Source organism: Actinosynnema pretiosum, from assembly GCF_024171695.1.
GTDB classification, from domain to species: Bacteria; Actinomycetota; Actinomycetes; order Mycobacteriales; family Pseudonocardiaceae; genus Actinosynnema; species Actinosynnema pretiosum.
In genome coordinates, this window is the sequence record NZ_JAMTCF010000002.1 from 341563 (window position 1) to 362149 (window position 20587).

Annotated in this window: 23 protein-coding genes; 10 read left to right on the top strand and 13 right to left on the bottom strand. The window is 73.3% G+C overall.

What is annotated here, in order from left to right; all coding sequences use genetic code 11:
- Nucleotides 1-51: 51 nt before the first annotated feature.
- The gene (locus LV78_RS04790) at nt 52-483 is read right to left on the bottom strand and encodes an HD domain-containing protein (RefSeq protein ID WP_253843500.1); all 432 of its coding nucleotides are present in this window, start codon (nt 481-483) and stop codon (nt 52-54) included.
- 121 nt (nt 484-604) lie between these two features.
- Here LV78_RS04790 and LV78_RS04795 point away from each other — a divergent pair, with 121 nt between their 5' ends.
- The 3 genes from LV78_RS04795 (at nt 605) to LV78_RS04805 (ending at nt 4920) form a co-directional block, all read left to right on the top strand.
- Nucleotides 605-2125 (top strand): chitinase, encoded by a 1521-nt coding sequence (locus tag LV78_RS04795; RefSeq protein WP_372494788.1) that lies wholly within the window; start codon nt 605-607, stop codon nt 2123-2125.
- A gap of 83 nt (nt 2126-2208) precedes the next feature.
- A complete protein-coding gene (locus tag LV78_RS04800; RefSeq protein WP_253843774.1) occupies nt 2209-3249 on the top strand; it encodes an NAD(P)H-dependent flavin oxidoreductase in 1041 nt (346 codons plus the stop codon).
- Nucleotides 3250-3276: 27 nt separating this feature from the next.
- Nucleotides 3277-4920 carry a DUF885 domain-containing protein gene (locus tag LV78_RS04805; protein ID WP_253843501.1) on the top strand — a complete coding sequence of 548 codons (1644 nt, stop codon included), beginning with the start codon at nt 3277-3279 and terminating at the stop codon, nt 4918-4920.
- On the opposite strand, the gene LV78_RS04810 is transcribed toward LV78_RS04805, so the two are convergent.
- On the bottom strand, nt 4912-6387 hold the full coding sequence (locus LV78_RS04810; RefSeq protein WP_253843502.1) for an amino acid permease: 1476 nt from the start codon (nt 6385-6387) through the stop codon (nt 4912-4914). The genes LV78_RS04805 and LV78_RS04810 overlap by 9 nt on opposite strands.
- Nucleotides 6388-6624: 237 nt before the next feature.
- Here LV78_RS04810 and LV78_RS04815 point away from each other — a divergent pair, with 237 nt between their 5' ends.
- Nucleotides 6625-7392 (top strand): enoyl-CoA hydratase-related protein, encoded by a 768-nt coding sequence (locus LV78_RS04815; protein WP_253843503.1) that lies wholly within the window; start codon nt 6625-6627, stop codon nt 7390-7392.
- 36 nt (nt 7393-7428) lie between these two features.
- Here LV78_RS04815 and LV78_RS04820 read toward each other — a convergent pair whose 3' ends face one another.
- The gene (locus tag LV78_RS04820) at nt 7429-8397 is read right to left on the bottom strand and encodes a zinc-binding dehydrogenase (protein WP_253843504.1); all 969 of its coding nucleotides are present in this window, start codon (nt 8395-8397) and stop codon (nt 7429-7431) included.
- Nucleotides 8398-8463: 66 nt separating this feature from the next.
- Between LV78_RS04820 and LV78_RS04825 the strand changes: the two genes are divergently transcribed.
- The 5 genes from LV78_RS04825 to LV78_RS04845 all read left to right on the top strand — a co-directional run bounded on the left by LV78_RS04825 (nt 8464) and on the right by LV78_RS04845 (nt 10049).
- The gene (locus tag LV78_RS04825; protein ID WP_253843505.1) at nt 8464-8712 is read left to right on the top strand and encodes a hypothetical protein; all 249 of its coding nucleotides are present in this window, start codon (nt 8464-8466) and stop codon (nt 8710-8712) included.
- A gap of 9 nt (nt 8713-8721) precedes the next feature.
- Nucleotides 8722-9162: a guanyl-specific ribonuclease gene (locus LV78_RS04830; protein ID WP_253843506.1), complete on the top strand. Its 441-nt coding sequence runs from the start codon at nt 8722-8724 to the stop codon at nt 9160-9162.
- Nucleotides 9159-9497, top strand: coding sequence for a barstar family protein (locus LV78_RS04835; protein WP_372494791.1), 339 nt, complete (start codon nt 9159-9161; stop codon nt 9495-9497). The genes LV78_RS04830 and LV78_RS04835 overlap by 4 nt, the downstream gene beginning before the upstream one ends.
- 112 nt (nt 9498-9609) lie before the next feature.
- Complete coding sequence (locus LV78_RS04840) at nt 9610-9831, top strand: type II toxin-antitoxin system HicB family antitoxin (protein WP_253843507.1); 222 nt, start codon at nt 9610-9612, stop codon at nt 9829-9831.
- Entirely contained in the window at nt 9828-10049 is a 222-nt protein-coding gene (locus LV78_RS04845) for a type II toxin-antitoxin system HicA family toxin (protein ID WP_253843508.1), read from the top strand. The genes LV78_RS04840 and LV78_RS04845 overlap by 4 nt, the downstream gene beginning before the upstream one ends.
- Before the next feature lie 90 nt (nt 10050-10139).
- Here LV78_RS04845 and LV78_RS04850 read toward each other — a convergent pair whose 3' ends face one another.
- From LV78_RS04850 to LV78_RS41960, 10 genes are all read right to left on the bottom strand, one after another.
- A complete protein-coding gene (locus LV78_RS04850; RefSeq protein ID WP_253843509.1) occupies nt 10140-10880 on the bottom strand; it encodes a sirohydrochlorin chelatase in 741 nt (246 codons plus the stop codon).
- A complete protein-coding gene (locus tag LV78_RS04855; RefSeq protein ID WP_253843776.1) occupies nt 10877-11731 on the bottom strand; it encodes an ABC transporter permease in 855 nt (284 codons plus the stop codon). The genes LV78_RS04850 and LV78_RS04855 overlap by 4 nt, the downstream gene beginning before the upstream one ends.
- A 73-nt stretch (nt 11732-11804) precedes the next feature.
- Nucleotides 11805-12593: an ABC transporter ATP-binding protein gene (locus LV78_RS04860; protein WP_253843510.1), complete on the bottom strand. Its 789-nt coding sequence runs from the start codon at nt 12591-12593 to the stop codon at nt 11805-11807.
- A 30-nt stretch (nt 12594-12623) separates the two neighbouring features.
- On the bottom strand, nt 12624-13703 hold the full coding sequence (locus LV78_RS04865; protein ID WP_372494792.1) for an ABC transporter substrate-binding protein: 1080 nt from the start codon (nt 13701-13703) through the stop codon (nt 12624-12626).
- Nucleotides 13704-13740: 37 nt separating this feature from the next.
- Nucleotides 13741-15075, bottom strand: coding sequence for a sulfate adenylyltransferase subunit 1 (locus tag LV78_RS04870; protein WP_253843512.1), 1335 nt, complete (start codon nt 15073-15075; stop codon nt 13741-13743).
- Nucleotides 15076-15975 (bottom strand): sulfate adenylyltransferase subunit CysD, encoded by a 900-nt coding sequence (cysD, locus tag LV78_RS04875; protein WP_253843513.1) that lies wholly within the window; start codon nt 15973-15975, stop codon nt 15076-15078. It lies immediately after the preceding gene.
- Complete coding sequence (locus LV78_RS04880; RefSeq protein ID WP_253843514.1) at nt 15972-16667, bottom strand: phosphoadenylyl-sulfate reductase; 696 nt, start codon at nt 16665-16667, stop codon at nt 15972-15974. Before LV78_RS04880 ends, cysD begins: the two co-directional genes overlap by 4 nt.
- Nucleotides 16664-16822, bottom strand: coding sequence for an Insertion element protein (locus tag LV78_RS04885; RefSeq protein ID WP_253843515.1), 159 nt, complete (start codon nt 16820-16822; stop codon nt 16664-16666). Before LV78_RS04885 ends, LV78_RS04880 begins: the two co-directional genes overlap by 4 nt.
- On the bottom strand, nt 16819-18531 hold the full coding sequence (locus LV78_RS04890; protein ID WP_253843516.1) for a nitrite/sulfite reductase: 1713 nt from the start codon (nt 18529-18531) through the stop codon (nt 16819-16821). Before LV78_RS04890 ends, LV78_RS04885 begins: the two co-directional genes overlap by 4 nt.
- A gap of 117 nt (nt 18532-18648) precedes the next feature.
- Nucleotides 18649-18735 carry a putative leader peptide gene (locus tag LV78_RS41960; RefSeq protein WP_372494808.1) on the bottom strand — a complete coding sequence of 29 codons (87 nt, stop codon included), beginning with the start codon at nt 18733-18735 and terminating at the stop codon, nt 18649-18651.
- 206 nt (nt 18736-18941) lie between these two features.
- Here LV78_RS41960 and hemW point away from each other — a divergent pair, with 206 nt between their 5' ends.
- The gene (gene hemW / locus LV78_RS04895) at nt 18942-20156 is read left to right on the top strand and encodes a radical SAM family heme chaperone HemW (RefSeq protein WP_253843517.1); all 1215 of its coding nucleotides are present in this window, start codon (nt 18942-18944) and stop codon (nt 20154-20156) included.
- Nucleotides 20157-20587: the final 431 nt, after the last annotated feature.

Below are 20587 nucleotides of genomic sequence, written 5' to 3' on the forward strand. Positions count from 1 at the left end.
CATAGATCGAGTGATCTACGCGTGAGCTGCGACGCACTATCGGGGCCCCGGTCAACGGAGTGTGTCCAGCAGGTGCACCGCGCGTGCGTACTTGGCCGCCAAGCGCGTCCGGGTGGCCTCGTCGAGCTTCGCCGTCCGCTCCGGCGAGGTGTTGTCGGCGATGTCCGCGCGCTTGACGACGGGGGCCACCGGGTCGGCCACGACCCGCGCCAGGTACGCCTCCTGCGGCTCGTCCGGCAGGTGGGTCAGCGCGACGACCGTGGCGACCACCTCGGGCGGGCACCCGGCGGCCAGCAGGTCCTCGGCGGTGACGGGCGTGTCCTCCAGCACGTCGTGCAGCGCGGCGGCCATCCGCGCGTGCTCGCCCTCCACCCGGCCCATGACCCGCAGCGGGTGGCCGATGTACGGCTGCCCCGACTTGTCCACCTGCCCGGCGTGGGCGTTCCGGGCGATCTCGACCGCGTTCTGCACCGTGAAAGCCATGCCACCGATGGTCACACGTCGTCACGATCCTTGACAGCCCACATTGGTCTAGTCCACTTTGGCGGTGTCCGGTCGACCGGCCGGACGTCCGCGAAACCACCAAACCCTGCTGAGGTGGCCTGTGGCTGGAAAGACCGCGAGGGCGCTGGGCGCCCTGACCGCGGCAGCGCTGACGATCACCGGGGCGATCCTGCTCGCCTCGGGGAGCGCGTCGGCCGCGAACCTCGTCTCCAACGCCGGTTTCGACACCGGCTCCACCAGCGGCTGGACCTGCTCCGGCAAGTCCTCCGCCGTGACCTCGCCCAAGCGCAGCGGCTCGCACGCGCTGTCCGCGACCCCCGAGGGCTCGGACAACGCCCGCTGCTCCCAGACCGTCCAGGTGCGCCCGAACACCGCCTACTCCCTGTCGGCGTGGGTCCAGGGCAGCTACGTCTACCTGGGCGTGAGCGGCACCGGCGGCGACGACAAGAACATCTGGACGCCCGGCTCCACCGGGTTCTCCGAGCTCAAGCTCAGCTTCACCACCGGCCCGAGCGCCACGAGCGCGACGGTCTACCTGCACGGCTGGTACGGCCAGCCGACCTACTACGCCGACGACGTCGTCCTGGACGGCCCCGGCGGCACGCAGCCCACCACCACGACCCCGCCGGTCACCACCACGAAGCCGACCACGACCACCACCAAGCCCACCACCACGACGCCGCCGACCACGACGACGACGTCGAACAACCCCGGCCAGCCCGACCCGGCGCTGCCCAAGCACCTGCTCACCGGGTACTGGCACAACTTCGACAACGGCTCGAAGGCGCTCAAGCTCGCCGACGTGCCGCGCGCCTACGACGTCGTGGCGGTCTCGTTCGCGGACGCGGTCCCGACCAGGCCCGGCGCCGTCTCGTTCACCCTCGACCCCGGTCTCGCGGCCAAGCTCGGCGGCTACACCGACGCCCAGTTCAAGGCGGACGTGAAGACCCTCCAGTCGCGCGGCCAGAAGGTCATCATCTCGGTCGGCGGCGAGCGCGGCACCATCTCCGTGGGCGACTCGACCGCGTCGGCGAACTTCGCGAGCAGCGTCAAGGACCTGGTGGCCTCCTACGGCTTCGACGGCGTGGACGTCGACCTGGAGAACGGCGTCAACGCCACCCACATGGCCCCGGCGCTGCGCGCGATCCACGCGGCGGGCGGCAAGATCATCACGATGGCCCCGCAGACCATCGACATGCAGTCCACCGGGACCGAGTACTTCAAGCTGGCGCTCGCGGTGAAGGACATCCTCACCGTCGTCAACATGCAGTTCTACAACTCCGGCGCGATGCTCGGCTGCGACCAGAAGGTCTACTCGCAGGGCAGCGTGGACTTCCTCGTGTCGCTGGCCTGCGTGCAGCTGGAGAACGGGCTGCGGCCCGACCAGGTCGGCCTCGGCCTGCCGTCCTCCGGCTCGGCCGCGGGCGGCGGCTACCAGTCGCCCGCCAACGTCAACGCCGCGCTGGACTGCCTGGCCAAGGGCACGAGCTGCGGGAGCTTCAAGCCCGCGAAGACCTGGCCCGGCATCCGGGGCGCCATGACGTGGTCGATCAACTGGGACGCCACCGCGAACTGGCAGTTCTCGAACACCGTGGCCCCGCACCTGAAGACCCTGCCCTGACGGCGGCGCCCCGTGGGGAGGGGCGGTGAACTCCGCCTCTCCCCACGGGCGAGCGCGCCGAACCGGACTAGCCTCCGACCATGCTGCTGGAATCGCTCCCGGTCCCGGTGATCGCCGCCCCGATGGCGGGCGGCCCGTCCACCCCCGAGCTCGTCGCCGCCGTGGGCGGCGCGGGCGGTCTCGGCTTCCTTCCGGCGGGCTACCTGGGCGCCGACGCGCTGGCCGACCGCATCGCCCGCACCACCGCGCTGTCCTCCGCGCCGTTCGGCGTCAACCTGTTCGTGCCCGGCCCGGACTCCGGCGCCGACGCGGCGCGCGCCTACCGGCGGCTTCTGGTCGAGGAGTCCGGCCTGGAACCGGGCGAGCCGCGCTGGGACGACGACTCCTACCCGGCCAAGCTGGAACTGGTCCTGGCGCTGCGCGTCCCGGTGGTCTCGTTCACGTTCGGCCTGCCCTCCGCCTCCGACGTGGACCGGTTGCGCGCGGCGGGCTCCACCACCGTCGCCACCGTCACCGCCCCCGCCGAGGCCGAGCAGGCCGCGCGGGTCGGCGTGGACGCGCTGTGCGTGCAGGGCGTCGACGCCGGTGGCCACCGGGGCACCTTCTCCGACGACGGCCGCAGCCCCGGCGGTGGCGAGCTGCTCGGCCTGCTCACCGCGCTGCGCCTGGTCAGGGCCCGCGTCGGGCTCCCGCTGATCGCGGCGGGCGGCATCGCGCACGGCGCGGACGTGGCCGCCGTCGTCGCCGCCGGGGCGGTCGCCGCGCAGCTCGGCACCGCGTTCCTGGCCTGCCCCGAGGCGGGCACCGCGCCCGCGCACCGCCGGGCCATCGCCGAAGGCGCCCGCCGCACCGCGCTGACCAGGGCGTTCAGCGGCAGGCCCGCGCGCGGGCTGGTCAACCGGTTCCTCACCGAGCACACCCCGCACGCCCCGGCCGCCTACCCGAGGGTGCACCACCTGACCAAGCCGATCCGCGCGTCCGGCGACCCCGAGCTGATGTCGATGTGGGCCGGGCAGGCGTACCCCCTGGCCCGTTCGGTCCCGGCCGCCCAGCTGGTGGCCGACCTGAACGGGCAGGCCGTCGAGGCCATCGCGCAGGCCAACGCGCGGATTCGCCCGCTCTAGCGAGGCCCGCGCGGTGACAATGTGCCCGTGACGACCGCGCGCGAGTTAGCCGACGACCTGTTCACCCTGGTCCTGACCTCGGACCCGCTCATGGCGACCCTCATCGGGGTGCCGGGGTGGGACGACCGGCTGCCCGACCCGAGCGCGGCGGCCGAGGCCGGGGCCGCGCGCCGCGCGGGCGAGCTGGCCGCCCGCGCCGCCGAGGGCGACGACGACCCGATCACCAGGGCCGTCGTCGCCCAGCAGGCCACCGGAACGGTCGCCAAGCTCGGGGCGCGCCTGGTCGAGCACACCCACGCCGAGGGCTTCAACGCCCCCGTGCCGCTGCTGCTCACCTCGCTGTCCATGGTCAGACCCGCGCCCGGACAGGGCGAGCTCGACTACCTGACCCGCCTGCGCGCCGTCCCCGGCTACCTGGAGGCGCTGGCCACCCGCCAGCTCGACTCCGACCGCCGCCCGCTGGCCCACCTGGTCGCCGCCGCCGTCACCCGGCTCGACCGCCACCTCGCCGACCCGGTCGGCCCGCTGCGCCTCCCGCCGCTGTCCGAGGCCCGCGCCGCCGAGCGCGATCGGCTGATCACCGACCTGGTCGACCCCGCCCTCGCCCGCTACCGGGACGTGCTGCGCGAGCACGTCGCGCCGCGCGGGCGGAGCGCCGACGAGCCCGGCCTGTGCTGGCTGGCCGACGGCGAGCGGCACTACGAGGGGCTGGTCGCCGCGTACACCACCACCGAGCGCACCGCCCGCGAGCTGCACGAGATCGGCCTCGGGCTGGTGGCCGAGCTGGACCGCGAGTACGAGGAGATCGGGACGCGCGTGTTCGGGCCGCTGCCGGGGGCGAGCGCGTGCGAGCGGGCGGCCGGGGTGCGGGCCAGGCTGATCGCGGACCCCGCGCTGCGCTGGACCGACGGCGCCGAGATGGTCGCGCTGGCCGAGCGGGTCCTCGCGCGCGCCGAGCTGGCGGCGGGGGAGTGGTTCGGGTCCGTGCCCGCCAAGCGCTGCGCGGTCGCCACCGTGCCCGACGACGAGGCCCCCAACGCGCCGCTGGCCTACTACGTCGACCCGGCGATGGACGGCAGCAGACCGGGCACCTACTTCGTCAACACCCACCGGGCGGCCGAGCGGAACCGGGTCAGCGCCGAGGCGGTCGCGTTCCACGAGGGTGTGCCGGGGCACCACTTCCAGATCTCGCTGGCCCAGGAGCTGACCGACCTGCCACCGCTGCGCCGGTTCGCCGCGTTCGAGGCCTACCTGGAGGGGTGGGGGCTGTACGCGGAGCGGCTGGCCGACGAGATGGGGCTCTACAGCGGCGACCTCGCCCGGTTGGGGATGCTCAGCGCGGACTCGCTGCGCGCGGCCAGGCTCGTGGTCGACACCGGGATGCACGCGCTCGGGTGGACGCGGGAGCGGGCCGTCGAGTACCTGCGGGCGAGCACGGCCGCGCCGGAGGCGGACGTCCAGGCCGAGGTGGACCGGTACATCGAGGCGCCCGCGCAGGCGCTGTCGTACATGGTGGGGCGGCTGGAGATCCAGCGCCTGCGCGGGGTGGCGCACGACCGGCTGGGGGCCGCGTTCGACATCAGGGCGTTCCACGACCTGGTGCTGCGCGGCGGCCCGCTGCCGCTGGGCGTGCTGGCCGACGTGGTCGACCGGTGGTGCGGGTCAGCCTGAGCTGTTCTTGCTGTCCCCGCTGTTCTCGCTGTCCCCGTTCGCCAGCGCCGAGTGCCGCTTGCCGTAGGCGTAGTAGACGACCAGGCCGATGGCGAACCACACCGCGAACCGCAGCCACGTCTCCGGGGCCAGGAAGGTGATCAGCCACAGCGAGAACACCACGCCGACGATCGGCACCACCGGCATCCCCGGCGTGCGGAACGTGCGCGGCAGGTCCGGCCTGCGGTAGCGCAGCACGATCACCGCGACGCACACCACGACGAACGCCAGCAGGATGCCGATGTTGGTCAGCTCGGCGGCCTCCGCGATCGGCAGGAACCCGGCGATCACGGCGGACGCCACGCCCAGCACCCAGGTGGTGCGGGTGGGGACGTGCTTGGTCGGGTGGGTCTTGGCGAACCAGCGGGGGAGCAGCCCGTCGCGGCTCATCGAGTAGCCGACGCGGGCGGCGCCCATGAGGAACGTGAACAGCACCGTCGTGATGCCCAGGACCGCGCCCACCGAGATGACGATCCCCAGCGCGGGGAGGCCGACGTCGGCGAAGGCGGTGGCGAACGCGCTCTCGGTGTCCACCTGCGAGTACGGGACCATGCCGGTCAGCACCAGGCAGGCCAGCACGTACAGCACCATCGAGATCGCCAGGGAGTACAGGATCGCCTTGGGCATGTGCTTGCGCGAGTCGGTGGACTCCTCGGCGGCCGTGCTCATCGCGTCGTAGCCGAAGACGGCGAAGAACACCGTGGCCGCGCCGGTGAGGGCGCCGGAGATCCCGAACGGGAAGAACGGGTCGTAGTTGGCGGTGTCGACGTGGAACGCGCCGACCACCACGACCAGCAGGACCACCGCGACCTTGAGGTAGACGAGGGTGGTCTCGAAGCGGGCGGCGTTCTTCATGCCCTGGTTGAGGACGAACGCGATCAGCAGGCACAGCAGCGCGGCGAACAGGTTCACCTTGTAGCTGCCGGGGGTGGCGTCGCCGGACTCGGTTCCGGGCGCGCCGAGCATCCACTCGGGCAGGTGCAGCCCGAGGAGGCTGAGGAGCTCGTTGAAGTAGCCGGAGATGCCGATCGCGACCACGGCCACGATCGCGGTGTACTCCAGCAGCAGGTCCCAGCCGATGAACCAGCCGACGATCTCCCCGAGCACGGCGTAGCCGTAGGTGTAGGCCGAGCCCGCCTGCGGGATGAGGCCTGCGAACTCGGCGTAGGAGAACGCGGCGGCGGCGCTGGCGATGCCCGCGACGAGGAACGAGATGAGCACGGCGGGACCGGCGGTCTTGTTGGCGACCGCGCCCGCGAGCGAGAAGATCCCGGCGCCGATGATGCCGCCGACGCCGATGGCGGTGAGCTGCCAGAGGCCGAGCGTCCTGGTGAGACCGCCGCTCTGGTGCGGGCTGTCGCCCTCCAGGACGGGTTTGCGCCGGAAGACGCCCCGCCCCTGTCCGAACCCGCTGTGCGCAGAGGACATCCGCCCGCTCCCTCGCGTTGGCCGACCGTGCAGTGGCGGCCGAACCTACGCGGATCTCACGGCGCTGAGGGCGCGCGGGGACAACGCGGGCCCGCCCGGTTCCGGCCCGGTTCGGGGAGCCGCAGGGGGCGGTGGGGGATTTGTGGCGGGGTGGGTGGATCAGGGGGGTGCGGGGTCGCGCGGGGAGCGTCCGCCGAGTGCTGGCAGTCGCCGCCCGCGCCGTGGCAGAGTGCCCGCATGGCAGCAGAGCAGCTGGTCCACTACGGGGTTCGGCGCGGGGTCGCGACGGTCACGCTCGACTCGCCGCACAACCGCAACGCCCTCTCCGCCCGGCTGCGCCGCGAGCTGCTCGCGCACCTGGTGACCGCGTTGGCCGACGACGCCGTGCGGGTCGTCGTCCTCACCCACACCGGACCGGTGTTCTGCTCGGGCATGGACCTCAAGGAAGCGCGCGGGGCGTCCGCGGGGGACCAGGGCGTGAACGAGTTCCCCGAGATCCTCAAGACCCTCTGGGCCAGTCCCAAGCCGGTCGTCGCGCGGCTCGCCGGACCGGCGCGCGCGGGCGGGGTCGGGCTGGTCGCCGCCTGCGACGTCGCGGTCGCCGTCGAGGGGGCCACGTTCGCGTTCAGCGAGGTCCGCATCGGGGTCGTGCCCGCGATCATCTCGGTCACCGTGCTGCCCCGGCTCTCGTCCAGGGCCGCGCACGAGCTGTTCCTCACCGGCGAGGTGTTCGACGCCGAGCGGGCGGCCCGGATCGGGCTGGTCAACTCGGTCGTCGTCGCCGACGGGCTGGACGCCGAGGTCGCGCGGTTCACCGACATGCTCGTCCTCGGCGCGCCCGGCGCGCTCGCCGCCACCAAGGCGATGCTCCAGCGCGGGACCGACGTGGACGCGGCGTTCGCGGACATGCTGCGGCTCTCCGCCGCGCACTTCGGCGGCCCGGAGGGGCAGGAGGGCATCGCGGCCCGGCTGGAGAAGCGCAAGCCGGACTGGGTGCCGGAGTAGGCCCGACCGCCCCTGGGCGACCGGGCCCGCCGCCGGTCAGCCCAGGGTGAAGACGATCTTGCCCGCCGTGTCGCCGTCCAGCATGGCCCGGAAGCCCGTCTCGGCCTCCGCCATCGGCAGCCGGGCGCCGATCCGCGGGCGCAGGCCGGTGCGCTCGCAGAACGCCAGCAGGTCCACCAGCTCGTCCCGCGTGCCCATGGTCGAGCCGACCACCCGCAGCTGGAGGAAGAACAGGCGCTGCAGCTCCGCCGCCGACGGGTCGCCGGTGGTCGCGCCGGACACCACGACCACGCCACCGGGCTTGAGCGACTTCATCGAGTGCGCCCAGGTGGCCTTCCCGACCGTCTCGAACACCGCGTCCACCCGTTCGGGCAAGCGGGCCCCGCTCTCGAACGACGCGTGCGCGCCCAGCGACTCGGCCAGCGCGCGCTTGGCCCCGGTCCGCCCGGTCACCCACACCCGGTACCCGGCGGCCCGCCCCAGCTGCACCAGCGCCGTCGACACCCCGCCCGACGCGCCCTGCACGAGCATGGTCTGCCCCGGCCGCAGCCCGGACTTCACGAACAGCATCCGGTACGCGGTCAGCCACGCCGTGCCCATGCAGGCGGCCTCGGCGAAGTCCAGACCGGACGGCTTGGGGATCGCGTTGCGCCTCGGGACCACGACCCAGTCGGCGAACGAGCCCTGGTGCTTCTCGGTCAGCAGCGAGCGGCCGGGGTCCAGGGTCTCGTCGCCCAGGTGGTCCGGGCTGCCGATCAGGGAGTGCAGCACCACCTCGGTGCCGTCCTCCAGCACGCCGGCGCCGTCGCAGCCCAGGATCATCGGGAACCGGTCCGCCTTGATCCCGACCCCGCGCAGGGTCCACAGGTCGTGCATGTTCAGCGTGGCCGCCCGCACGGCCACGCGCACCCAGCCGTCGGGCGCCTCGGGTTCGGGTCGTTCCCCCACCCGCAGCGCGGCGAGGGGCTGGTCGGGGCTGGGCTCGGCTGCGTAGACGGAGAACATGCCAGCGAACCTACTCAGCCGATCACCCGTCCGTGGTGCGGGTCACGCGCTACCCTCGACGGTGATATGGAATCGATCGCGCGCTGGTGGGACGGGGTGGAGCTGTGGCTCGCCCAGCTGCCGTTCTTCCTCCAGTTCCCCCTCGTGATGGCTGTCCTGCTCCCCGCCGCGCTGGGTGTGGCGAGGTTCATCGACCGGGTGGTCGACGAGGCGTCCGCGCGGCTCAGCGGCGACCCGGAGGCCGAACCGCCGATGGGCGCGCTGCCCACCGACGTGCGGGAACCCCGGCTCCGCGAGGGCAGGACGCGTTCGTAGGCTGGACCGGTGACTCCCGGTAGGCGCCTCACCGTCGCGCTCGTTGGTCTGATCGCCCTGGTGGTGGTCGGCTACTTCGCGAAGGACTACGGCAGCGACTCGACCCCAGCACCCCCGTCCTCCAGCTCCGGCTCCACGTCCGTGCCCGGCGCGTCGTCGTCCGGCTTCTCCGTGCAGCCGCTGTCGGAGCTGCCCGCGCAGGCCGCCGAGACCTGGAAGCTGATCACCACCGACGGCCCGTTCCCGCACCCGCGCAACGACGGCGTGGTGTTCCGCAACCGCGAGAAGCTGCTGCCGCAGCACAAGGGCGAGTACTACCGCGAGTACACGGTGCCCACTCCGGGTAGTCGGGACCGGGGGGCGCGCAGGCTGGTGACCGGTCAGGAGGACGAGGTGTACTACACCGCTGACCACTACGAGTCGTTCGTCGTCGTGGACGTGGCCAGGTGACGGCGCGCGCGGTCCGCGAGGCGCGGGAGCGCGGCGCGCACCCGCACGTGCTCGCGGGCGCGGAGATCACCGGCAAGCGCGCGGCGCTGGACGCGATCGCGGCGGCGCTGTCCTTCCCGGACTGGTTCGGGCGCAACCTGGACGCGCTGTACGACTGCCTGGTGGACCTGTCGTGGCTGCCGGAGGGCGAGCACGTGCTGATCTGGCCGCAGCGCGAGGTCTTCGACCGCAAGGACCCGGTGGGCTCGGCGGCGGTGGACTCGGTGCTGCGGGACGCGGCGGCACAGGGGGCTCCGGGGCGGGTGCTGACGGTGGTGTACCCGGCGCCGCTGTAGGGGCCCGGTGCGGTGGTGGCCGCCACGTCGCCCGCGTTCGTGGTGGTAGATCACCTGAGCCGGGGACCGAGGAATCCTCGCCAAGCGGCGGGCGGTCGGGGACACTGGTGTCATGAGCGAGCAGTTGACCCTCACCGCGGCTGTCCACCAGGAAGAGGAGTGGCACGTGGCCCAGTGCCTGGAGGTGGACGTCGCCAGCCAGGGGCTGACCGTCGCCGAGGCGCTGGCGAACCTCGCCGAGGCCGTGGAGCTGTACCTCGAAGAGCGTCCTGACGCCGAGTTGACGACCCCCGAGCTGGTGACCAAGTTCCAGGTGGCCGGTAGCGCCGCGTGAGCCCCGCGCTCTCCGACGTCCCGGTCCGCAAGGTCGTGCGAGTCCTGGAATCGGTGGGATTCGCGTACAACCGCACCAGGGGCAGCCACGCCGTTTACCGCCACGAGGACGGCAGGGTCGCCATCGTGCCGATGCACGGCACCGTGAAGCGCGGCACGCTCGCCTCGATCCTGCGCCAAGCGGGGCTGAGTCCGGACGAGTTCCTCGGACTTCTCTGACCTGAACGATGAACGTTGCGGTCCTGTCATCTGTTGACAGTCAACAGTTGACAGGACCGCACCTGGTGGTCTCGGCCAGCGATCACCCGCCTAAGCGATCGCCGTCACCTTCCCCGCAGCCCGGACCCGCGCTTCCGCGTACCGGTGCAGCACCAGCTCGGCCACCTCCGGGTCCGCGCCCAGCGGGGCCGCGACCACCGCGTCCGCGCCCACCAAGCCCGCCACCCGGTCCGGCAGCAGGCCCGGCGCGAGGAACCACGACGCCACCGCCACCCGCCGCGCCCCCGCCGCGCGCAGCCTGGCCGCCGCCACCGCCGCGTCCGGGGCCGCGCTCGCCGCGAACGCCGCCTCCACGCCCGACCAGCCCGCGCCCGCCGCCCAGCGCCGCGCCGTCGCCCTGACCACGGCGTTCGCCCGCGCGTGCGAGGACCCCGCCGCCGCCAGCACCACGCCCCACGACCGGTCCCCGAAGTCGACCCCGGCCTCGGCCAGCCGCCGCAGCGCCGCCGACTCCAGCCTCGGGTCGGGGCCCAGCACGTCCGCGATCGCCACGTCCAGCCCGAGCACCGCCGCCTCCGCCACGGCGCTCGGCACGTCCACCCGCGCGTGGTACGCCCGCCCCAGCAGCAGCGGCACCACCACCGCCTCCCGGTGGCCGTCCGCGCGGACCGCCCGCAGCACGTCCGGCAGCCTCGGCGCGGACAGCTCCAGGAACGACGCCCGCACGTCCAGCTCCGGCCGCAGCGCCCGCACCACGCCCACCAGCTCGTTCACCACCGCCGCCGACCTCGGGTCCCGGCTCCCGTGCGCCACCGCCACGAGCGCGCTCACGTCAGCGCCCCCGTCAGCCCGCGCGCCCGCAGCACCGCCCGCTCCAGCGGCCGGAACAGCAGCAGCTCGATCCCCACGCCGACCAGCAGGATCAGGAAGATCGCCGCGATCACCATCGAGATGTCGTTCAGCGACGCCCCGTTGTGCAGGTACTGCCCCAGACCCTCGCCCAGCTGCGGCGAGGTGGCGATGATCTCGGCCGCCATCAGCGACCGCCACGAGAACGCCCACCCCTGCTTCAACCCGGCCAGGTAACCGGGCAGCGCGGCGGGCAGCAGGATGTGCCGCGCGGACGCCAACCGGCCCGCCCCCAGCGCCTGCCCGACCCTCGGCAGCAGCGGCGGGACCTGGTCCACGCCCGCCACCAGGCCGTTCGCGATCGACGGCACCGAGCCCATCAGCACCACGAAGTAGATCGTCGACGGGGTCGCCCCGAACCACAGGATGCCCGCGGGCACCCACGCCACCGACGGCAGGCTCTGCAACCCGGACAGCAGCGACCCGATCGCCGCCCGCACCAGCCGCACCTTCGCGATCAGCAGCCCGAGCGGCGTCGCGATCACGACCGCCGCCAGGAAGCCCAGCACCGCCCGGTGGACCGACGTCCACAGCACCTCGACGGCCCGACCGGTGCGCACCGCCTCCGCCACCGCGCCCCACACCGACAGCGGCGAGGGCAGCCGGTACTCCGGCCACAGCGCCGCCGCCCACAGCGCCTGCCACACCACGATCAGCAGCGCGAACGCCACCAGCGGTGGCAGGGCGGTGCGGGCCAGCCTGCGCCACACCGACGGCGGGCGCTCGCCGATCGGCGTGTCCAGGGCGTCCAGGCCTGCCCCGACCGCCGCCAGGTCCGCCGCCGACCGCGCCCCGTCCGGCGAACCGGACCCGGAGGACCCGGAAGACCCGGACGGCTCGTCGACCTCAGGCTGCCGCGTGACCACTGATCACCTCCCGCAGCCGCCCCGTGACGTCCTCGATCAGCTCGGCCGGGTCCCGCCCCTCGACCGCCCACTCCCGCACGACCCGCCCCGGCCGCGAGGACAGCAGCACCACCCGCTGCCCCAGCCGCACCGCCTCGCGCACGTCGTGCGTCACGAACAGCACCGCCGTGCCGGTCTCCCGCCACACGCGGGCCAGCTCGGACTGGAGCACGTCCCGCGTGATGGCGTCCAGCGCCGCGAACGGCTCGTCCATCAGCAGCAGCGCGGGCGCCCCGTCGTCGGCGCTGCCCTGGGCGGACGCCAGCGCCCGAGCCAGCGCCACCCGCTGCCGCATCCCGCCGGACAGCTCGTGCGGGCGCTTGCGGCCGACGCCGGACAGCCGCACCAGCTCCAGCAGCTCCCCGGCCCGCGCCCGCCGCTCCCCGCGCCGCACCCCGGCCAGCCGCAGCGGCAGCTCCACGTTCCGCTCCGCCGTCAGCCACGGCATCAGCGCGGCCTCCTGGAACATCACCGCGGGCCTGGACGTGGTCAGCCCGATCCGGCCGGACGTGGGCGCGTCCAGCCCGGCCACCAGGTTCAGCAGCGTGGACTTGCCGCAGCCCGACGCGCCCAGCAGGCACACGAACTCACCGGGCGCCACCTCCAGGTCGACCCCGTCGAGGGCGACCACGGCGTGCTGTCCGGTCCCGAACTCCTTGCGCACCCCGGTCAGGGTGACGGCCGCGTCGACGCCGGATCGCGGCGCCGTGGTGTCGAGCGTGGCGGTCATGGTGTGCCTGCCTTCCTCGTGGGGCCCTCGCTACTTCCGGTCCAGGCCCGCGGCGTCCACGGCGGGCTCACCGGCGGCCTTCAGCACCTCGCCCAGCGGCCCGAAGTCGGCCAGCCCCGCGACGTCGGCGGCCTCCTTGGCCACGCCCGCCGTCACCGCGTCCTCCGCGAGCTGCGGGAACGCCGAGGCCTGCGGGTCGAGGGTCAGCTCGATGCCCTCGAACGCCCGGTCCAGCACCGGCTCGCCCAGCGCCTTGCCGGTCAGCTTCTTCAGCGCCTCGTTCACGGTGGTCTTGGCGCCCGCCGCGTCGTCCCGCGCGTACTTGGTCGCGGCGAGGTGCCCGCGCAGCAGCGCCTGCACGGTCTCCGGGTGCTCCTGCAGGAACTTCGTGCGCACGATCAGCACCGTGGTCGGGAACTTCCCGCCCTCCCACAGGGTCTTCTCGTCCAGCAGCACCTTCGCGCCCGCGTCGACCACCAGCCGCGAGGACCACGGCTCCGGCGCCCACGCGCCCTGCACCCCGCCGGAGCGGAACAGGTCCAGGCTCTGCGAGTTCTCGGTGTTGGTCACGTTGACCTGGTCGGGGCCCGCGCCGATGGCCAGCCCCTGGTCGGACAGCCACTTCTTCAGCGCCACGTCCTGCGTGTTCGCCAGCTGCGGGGTGGTGATGACCTTGCCCTTGAGGTCCTGGGGCGAGTTGATCTCCGGCTTGACCACGAGCTGCGCGCCGCCCGAGGTGGCCCCGGCGATCAGCTTCACCGCCTCGCCGCTGGACTTGGCGTAGGCGTTGATGGCCGGGCCGGACCCGATGAACGTCGCGTCCAGGGACTCGCCCAGCAGCGCGTTCACCGCCTCGGGCCCGGCGTTGAAGGTCTGCGTGGTGAGCTTGGTCGAGCCCAGCTCCTTCTCGAACAGCCCGCGCTCCACGCCGATCAGCGCGGACGCGTGCGTGACGTTCGGGAAGTAGCCCAGCCGCAGCTCGGCGGCGGCCCCCTGGTCGGCGGCGGGCGCGCTCTCCTCGGCGCGCTCGGCGCGGGAGCAGCCCGTCGCGACGGCCAGGGCCGCGAGCAGGACTGCGGTGGTCTTCACAGCGCGGCGGTGTGCTCTCACGGGAGGGGACCTTTCGGGGAGGGGGGAAGGGAGGAGGTCAGGGGCCGGGGGAGACCAGGGCGCGGCCGTCGGCGAGCGCGGCGCCTCCGGCCTCGACCGGTGACGCGTCCGGCTCGGGCAGCGGCGCGCCCACCAGGCCCGCCGCGAGGGTCCCGCCGTCACCGGCGTCGATCACCAGGAACGCCCCGGTGCGCCGGTCGCGGGTGTAGTCGTCCACCGGGACGGGCTCGGCGGTGCGCACCCGCACCTGGCCGATGTCGTTGAGCCGCAGGGCGTCCGGCGCGCCCGTGCTGGCCAGGGCCTGCTCGTCGAACCGGGACAGCAGCTCGGTCACGATCGCCTGGACGGTGCGCGTGCCGTGCTTGACGAGCACCCGCGCGCCGGGTGCGAGGGGCTTCTCGGCCAGCCAGCACAGGGTCGCGGTGAACTCGTCCACCACCTCGGGCGCGTCACCGGCCGCGATCAGGTCGCCTCGGGAGACGTCCAGGTCGTGCGCCAGCAGCAGCGTGACCGACCGGCCCGCCGCCGCCTCGGCCAGCGGCCCGTCGGCCGTGTCGATGCCGGTCACCGTCGTGCGCGACCCGCCGGGCAGCACGGTCACCTCGTCGCCGACCCGGACCGTGCCCGCCGCGACCTGCCCCGCGTACCCCCGGTAGTCGGGGTGCTGGGCGGTGCGCGGCCGGATCACGTACTGCACCGGGAAGCGGAACGGCGCGTCGTGCGGGTCCGGCTCCACCGGCACCGACTCCAGGTGCTCCAGCAGCGTCGGCCCCGAGTACCAGGGCGTGCTCGCCGACCGGTCCACCACGTTGTCGCCCACCAGCGCGGACACCGGGATCGACACCACCGAGTCCTCGGCGAAGCCCAGCGCGGACGCGTGGGCGGCGAACTCCTTGGCGATGCGGGAGAACACGACCTCGTCGTAGCCGACCAGGTCGACCTTGTTCACCGCCAGCACCAGCCGGGGCACGCCCAGCAGCGCCAGCACCGCCGCGTGCCGCCGGGTCTGCTCCACCACGCCCCGGCGCGCGTCCACCAGCAGCACCGCGAGCTGCGCGGTCGACGCGCCGGTCACGGTGTTGCGGGTGTACTGCACGTGGCCGGGGGTGTCGGCCAGCACGAACGTGCGGCGCGGCGTGGCGAAGTACCGGTAGGCCACGTCGATCGTGATGCCCTGCTCGCGCTCCGAGCGCAGCCCGTCCACCAGCAGCGACAGGTCCGGGGTGGTCAGGCCCCGGTCCGCGCTGGCCCGGTGCACCGCGTCCAGGGTGTCCGCCAGCACCGACTTCGTGTCGTACAGAAGCCGCCCGACCAGGGTGGACTTGCCGTCGTCCACGCTGCCCGCCGTGGCCAGTCTCAGCAGGTCGCTCATCTAGAAGTACCCCTCCCGCTTGCGGTCCTCCATGGCGGCCTCGCTCATCCGGTCATCGGCGCGCGTGGCGCCCCGCTCGGTGAGCCTGCTGGCGGAGACCTCCGCGATGACCGCGTCGATGTCGGCGGCCTCGGACTCCACCGCCCCGGTGCACGAGCCGTCGCCGACCGTCCGGTAGCGCACCGTCTTCTCCACCAGCTCCTCGCCCGCGCGCGGCCCGCCCCACGGGCCCTGCGCCAGCCACATGCCGTCGCGCAGGTACACCTCGCGGCGGTGCGCGTAGTAGATGGGCGGCAGCTCGATCCGCTCGCGGGCGATGTAGCGCCACACGTCCAGCTCGGTCCAGTTCGACAGCGGGAACACCCGCACGTGCTCACCGGCCCGGTGCCTGCCGTTGTAGAGGTTCCACAGCTCCGGCCGCTGCCTGCGCGGCTCCCACTGGCCGAAGGCGTTGCGCAGGCTGAAGATGCGCTCCTTGGCGCGGGCCCGCTCCTCGTCCCGGCGTCCGCCGCCGAACACCGCGTCGAACCGGTTCGCGGTGATCGCGTCCAGCAGCGGCACGGTCTGCAGCGGGTTGCGGGTGCCGTCCGGGCGCTCGGCGAGCCTGCCGTCGTCCAGGTAGTCCTGCACCCGCGCCACCTCCAGGCGCAGCCCGTGCCGGGCGACGACCTCGTCGCGGAACGCGATCACCTCGTCGAAGTTGTGCCCGGTGTCCACGTGCAGCAGCGGGAACGGCACCGGGGCGGGCCAGAAGGCCTTGACCGCCAGGTGCAGCAGCAGCGTCGAGTCCTTGCCGCCGGAGAACAGGATCACCGGGCGGTCGAACTCGCCCGCGACCTCGCGGAAGATGTGCACCGCCTCGGACTCGAGGCGGTCGAGCGCGTCCAGGGCCAGAGTCATCCGTGCAACCCGCATTCCGTCTTGGCGGTGCCCGCCCAGCGACCGCTGCGCGGGTCGGCGCCCGGCAGCGGCTTGGCGGTGCACGGCGCGCAGCCGATGGAGGGGTAACCCGCCTGAACCAGGGGGTTCTCCAGGATTCCGTGCTCGGCGAGGTAGCCGTTGAACTCGTCGTCGGACCACGGCGCGATCGGGTTGACCTTCACCAGCCCGTTGCGCTCGTCCCACTGCACGATCGGGGTGTCCGCCCTGGTGGGGGCGTCGACGCGGCGCACGCCGGTCACCCACGCGTCGTACCCGGCCAGGGTGCGGCGCAGCGGCACGACCTTGCGCAGCTGGCAGCAGCGGCCGGGGTCGGTGCGGTTGAGCGGCCCGAACTCGGCCTCCTGGTCGGCGGCGGACTGCTCGGCCGCGGCGTTGACGATCCGCAGCCGCGGGTAGACCAGGTCGACCGCGTCGCGGGTGCCGATGGTCTCGGCGAAGTGGTAGCCGGTCTCCAGGAACAGCACGTCCACGTCCGGCTTGACCTTCGCGGCGAGGTCCACCAGCACCGCGTCCTGCATGTTCGACGCGACGATCCAGCTGTCGCCGAACGTGCGGGCGGTCCAGGCCAGGGCCTGTTCGGCGGTCGCGTCGGCCAGCTCGACCTGGGCGGCCTGCGCCACGGCTCTCAGGTCTTCCTTGATCCCGCTCACCCGCGCGCCTCCTGGGGCAGGTTCAACCCGATGAACTTGACCGTGAACACCCGGCGGCAGGCCGAGCACAACCACGCGTGCGCGGGCTCCTCCTGGGGGCGGAGGTCCTCGTCGCCGCAGTAGGGGCAGTGGAAGGGCGTCGCGCGCTCGCTCACCGCAGCAGCCCCTCGTCCGCGCGGGCCACCCACTGGGCGAACCGCTCGTCGCCGTCCCGGCCGTCCAGGTAGTGCCGCACCACCCGCTCCACGTACTCGGGCAGCTCGGCCGCGGTGACCTTGTGGCCGCGCAGCTTGCGGCCGAACCCGGCGTCCAGCCCGAGCCCGCCGCCCAGGTGCACCTGGAAGCCCTCGACCTGGCGGCCGTCGGCGTCGGTGACGATCTGGCCCTTGAGGCCGATGTCGGCGGTTTGGATGCGCGCGCACGAGTTCGGGCAGCCGTTGAGGTGCACCGAGATCGGCGCCGCGACCCCGGCCACCACGTCCGCGAGCCGCTCCTCCAGCGCCGTGACCAGGTCCGCCGCGCGCGCCTTGGTCTCGACGATCGCGAGCTTGCAGAACTCCAGGCCGGTGCACGCCATCACCCCGCGCCGCCACGGCGACGGCTCGGTGGGCAGCCCGAGCGCCGCCAGGTCCGCGCGCAGGCCGTCCACCTCGGCCTCGGGCACGTCCAGCACGACGAGCTTCTGCTGCGGGGTCAGCCGGACCCGGTTCGATCCGGCCCGCTCCACCGCCTTGGCGACCTCCACCAGGGTCGACCCGGACACCCGGCCCGCGATCGGCGCCGCGCCGACCGCGAACAGGCCGTCCTTCTGCCGGTGCACGCCCACGTGGTCGCGGGCGACCTCCGGGATCTCGGGGGCGGGACCGTCGATCAGCTTCCGGTTGAGGTACTCGTCCTGGAGGATCTGGCGGAACTTCTCCGCGCCCCAGTCGGCGACGAGGAACTTCAGCCGCGCACGGTTGCGGAGCCTGCGGTAGCCGTAGTCGCGGAAGACGCTGATCACGCCCTCCCACACGTCGGGCACCTCGTCCAGCGGGATCCACGCGCCCAGCCGCTTCGCGATCATCGGGTTGGTCGACAGGCCGCCGCCCACCCACAGGTCGAAGCCGGGGCCGTGCTCCGGGTGGACGACGCCGACGAACGCCACGTCGTGCACCTCGTGCGCCACGTCCGGCAGGCCCGAGATGGCGGTCTTGAACTTGCGCGGCAGGTTCGAGAAGCGCGGGTCGCCGATGTAGCGGCGCAGGATCTCGTCGATGGCCGGGCCGCCGTCGAGCACCTCGTCCTCGGCGATGCCCGCGAGCGGGGAGCCGAGGACGACGCGGGGGCTGTCGCCGCAGGCCTCCATCGTGGTCAGCCCGGCGGCTTCCAGGCGCTCCCAGAGCGTGGGGACGTCCTCGATGCGGATCCAGTGGTACTGGATGTTCTGCCGGTCGGTGATGTCGGCGGTGTCGCGGGCGTAGGTCTGGGACAGCTCGCCGATCAGCGCGAGCTGGGCGGTGGTGAGCCTGCCGCCGTCCACCCGGACGCGGAGCATGAAGTACTCGTCGTCCAGCTCCTCGGGCTCCAGGGTCGCCGTCCGGCCGCCGTCGATCCCCGGCTTGCGCTGCGTGTACAGCCCGTACCAGCGGAAGCGGCCCCGCAGGTCGGCGGGGTCGATGGAGGCGAAGCCACCCGGCGCGTAGATCGTCTCGATCCGCGCGCGCACGTTGAGCGGGTTGTCGTCCTTCTTGCTCCGCTCGTTCGGGTTGAGCGGCTCGCGGTAGCCGAGCGCCCACTGGCCCTCGCCCCGCCGCTGCCTGGCGCGCGGGGGCGCAGGCGTCGAGGGCGTTGCCGTGGGGGGCGATGTCGTCGGGGGAACCATCCGCTGGCCTCCGGAGGTGGAGTGGCGGCGCGGTGGTGCGCGTGGCGAGCCCGGTGGTGCGGTGGTGGAGGCCCCGTCAGCGCACCCCGGCGCCTACGGGAACGAAAAGGCGCGGGGTTATGCCGAACGGGGGCACATCGCGCTGGAGACGCGGCGGAAGTCGACGTGGCGGCGGACCACCAGGCGAATTCCGTTCGTCGTCATGCGGCTGAGCGTGCCACGGGTCCATGTTGTGGTCCACAGGCATCCGCATGGTGGGACAGGTCACGGTGGGGGGTTGCGCTGGGGGGTGGAAGGGGTGTGGCGGGGGAGGAGGGGGGAAGGGGGTGGCGAGGGGGAGGGGGAGGGTGTGGCGAGGGGGTGGCCGCTGGTCGGGCGGGTGCGGTGCTCTGGTGGGGGACAATGGGGGTATGCCCTCTGCGCTGCCTGCCGGTGACCCCGCACCCTCGGACGGGGCGTTGCCCGCGACTGCTCTGGAAGGGCTTGGCACGCGGCCGTTCGGGGTGTACGTGCACGTGCCGTTCTGTGCGACGCGGTGCGGGTACTGCGACTTCAACACGTATACGGCGGGGGAGTTGGGGACGTCGGCTTCGCCGGAGTCGTGGTTGGAGGGGTTGCGGAGGGAGTTGGACCTGGCGGCTCGGGTGCTGGGGGCGCCGCCTGCTGCCGAGACGGTGTTCGTGGGTGGGGGGACGCCGTCGTTGTTGGGGGCGGACGGGTTGGCTGCGGTGCTGGAGGCGGTGCGGTCGTCGGTGGGGCTCGCGCCTGGGGCCGAGGTGACTACGGAGTCGAATCCGGAGTCGACGTCGTTGGAGTTCTTCGCGGCGATTCGGGAGGCCGGGTACACGCGGGTTTCGCTGGGGATGCAGTCGGCGGCTCGGCACGTGTTGCAGATCTTGGATCGGAAGCACACGCCTGGGCGGGCTGCTGCGGCGGCTCGGGAGGCTCGGGAGGGTGGGTTCGAGCACGTCAACCTGGATTTGATCTACGGGACGCCTGGGGAGCGGGACGAGGATCTGCGGGAGTCGCTGGCGGTGGTGCGGGATGCCGGGGTGGATCACCTGTCGGCTTACGCGCTGATCGTGGAGGAGGGGACGGCGTTGGCTCGGCGGGTGCGGCGGGGGGAGTTGCCCGCGCCGGATGACGACGTGCTGGCGGAGCGGTACGAGATGGTGGACGCGGCGGCTCGTGAGATGGGGATGAGCTGGTACGAGGTGTCGAACTGGGCCGCGTCGGAGGAGGGGCGGTGCAGGCACAACGTCCTGTACTGGCAGGGGGCGGACTGGTGGGGGGCCGGGCCTGGGGCGCACAGCCACGTGGGTGGGGTGCGGTGGTGGAACGTGAAGCACCCGGCGAAGTACGCGGCGGTGCTTGCGGGGGGTGAGTCGCCGGCTGCTGGGCGTGAGGTGCTGGCGGAGGACGATCGCCGGGTTGAGCGGGTGCTGTTGGAGTTGCGACTGTCCGAAGGGTTGCCGGTTGAGGTGTTGGACCGGGACGGGCGGCGGGAGGCTGCTCGGGTGGCTGCGGAGGGGTTGTTGGAGCCGATGGCGCTTGCTCGGGGGCGGTGCGTGTTGACGGACCGGGGGCGGTTGTTGGCTGACGCGGTGGTCCGGCGGTTGACCTGAGGGGTGGGGGGCAAGGGCAAGAGCAAGATCAAGAGCTGAAGGGCTCGCCTCGCCGGCGGGGCAGACCTCCAAAAAAGAGGGACACGAGCTCTGCCGGCCGGTGACCGTTGGGTTGGTGGTGCGGTTTACCCCTGCGGTGGTCCGGGTCCCTCTTCTCCGTGTGGCCTCCTTTCAGGCAAGCACAGGCGTCAAGACGCCGTTTGACCAGGCAGTCTGCCGTGGCAATGCGGCGGCGTCTTGACACCTGCGCTCGGGCTTCGCCAGGCCACACGGAGAAGAGGGACGCGGGAGTGGGGCTGCGTGGGCTCGCTGCGCTCGCCCCGCAGCCCGCGAGGTGGTCTGGGGTGGGGGCTGGGAGTGCGGTCGGGTGCGGATCGCTGGGGTGGGGGTGGGGTTCGTAACCTGTGAATGACTTTCCGAACTCGCCGGGG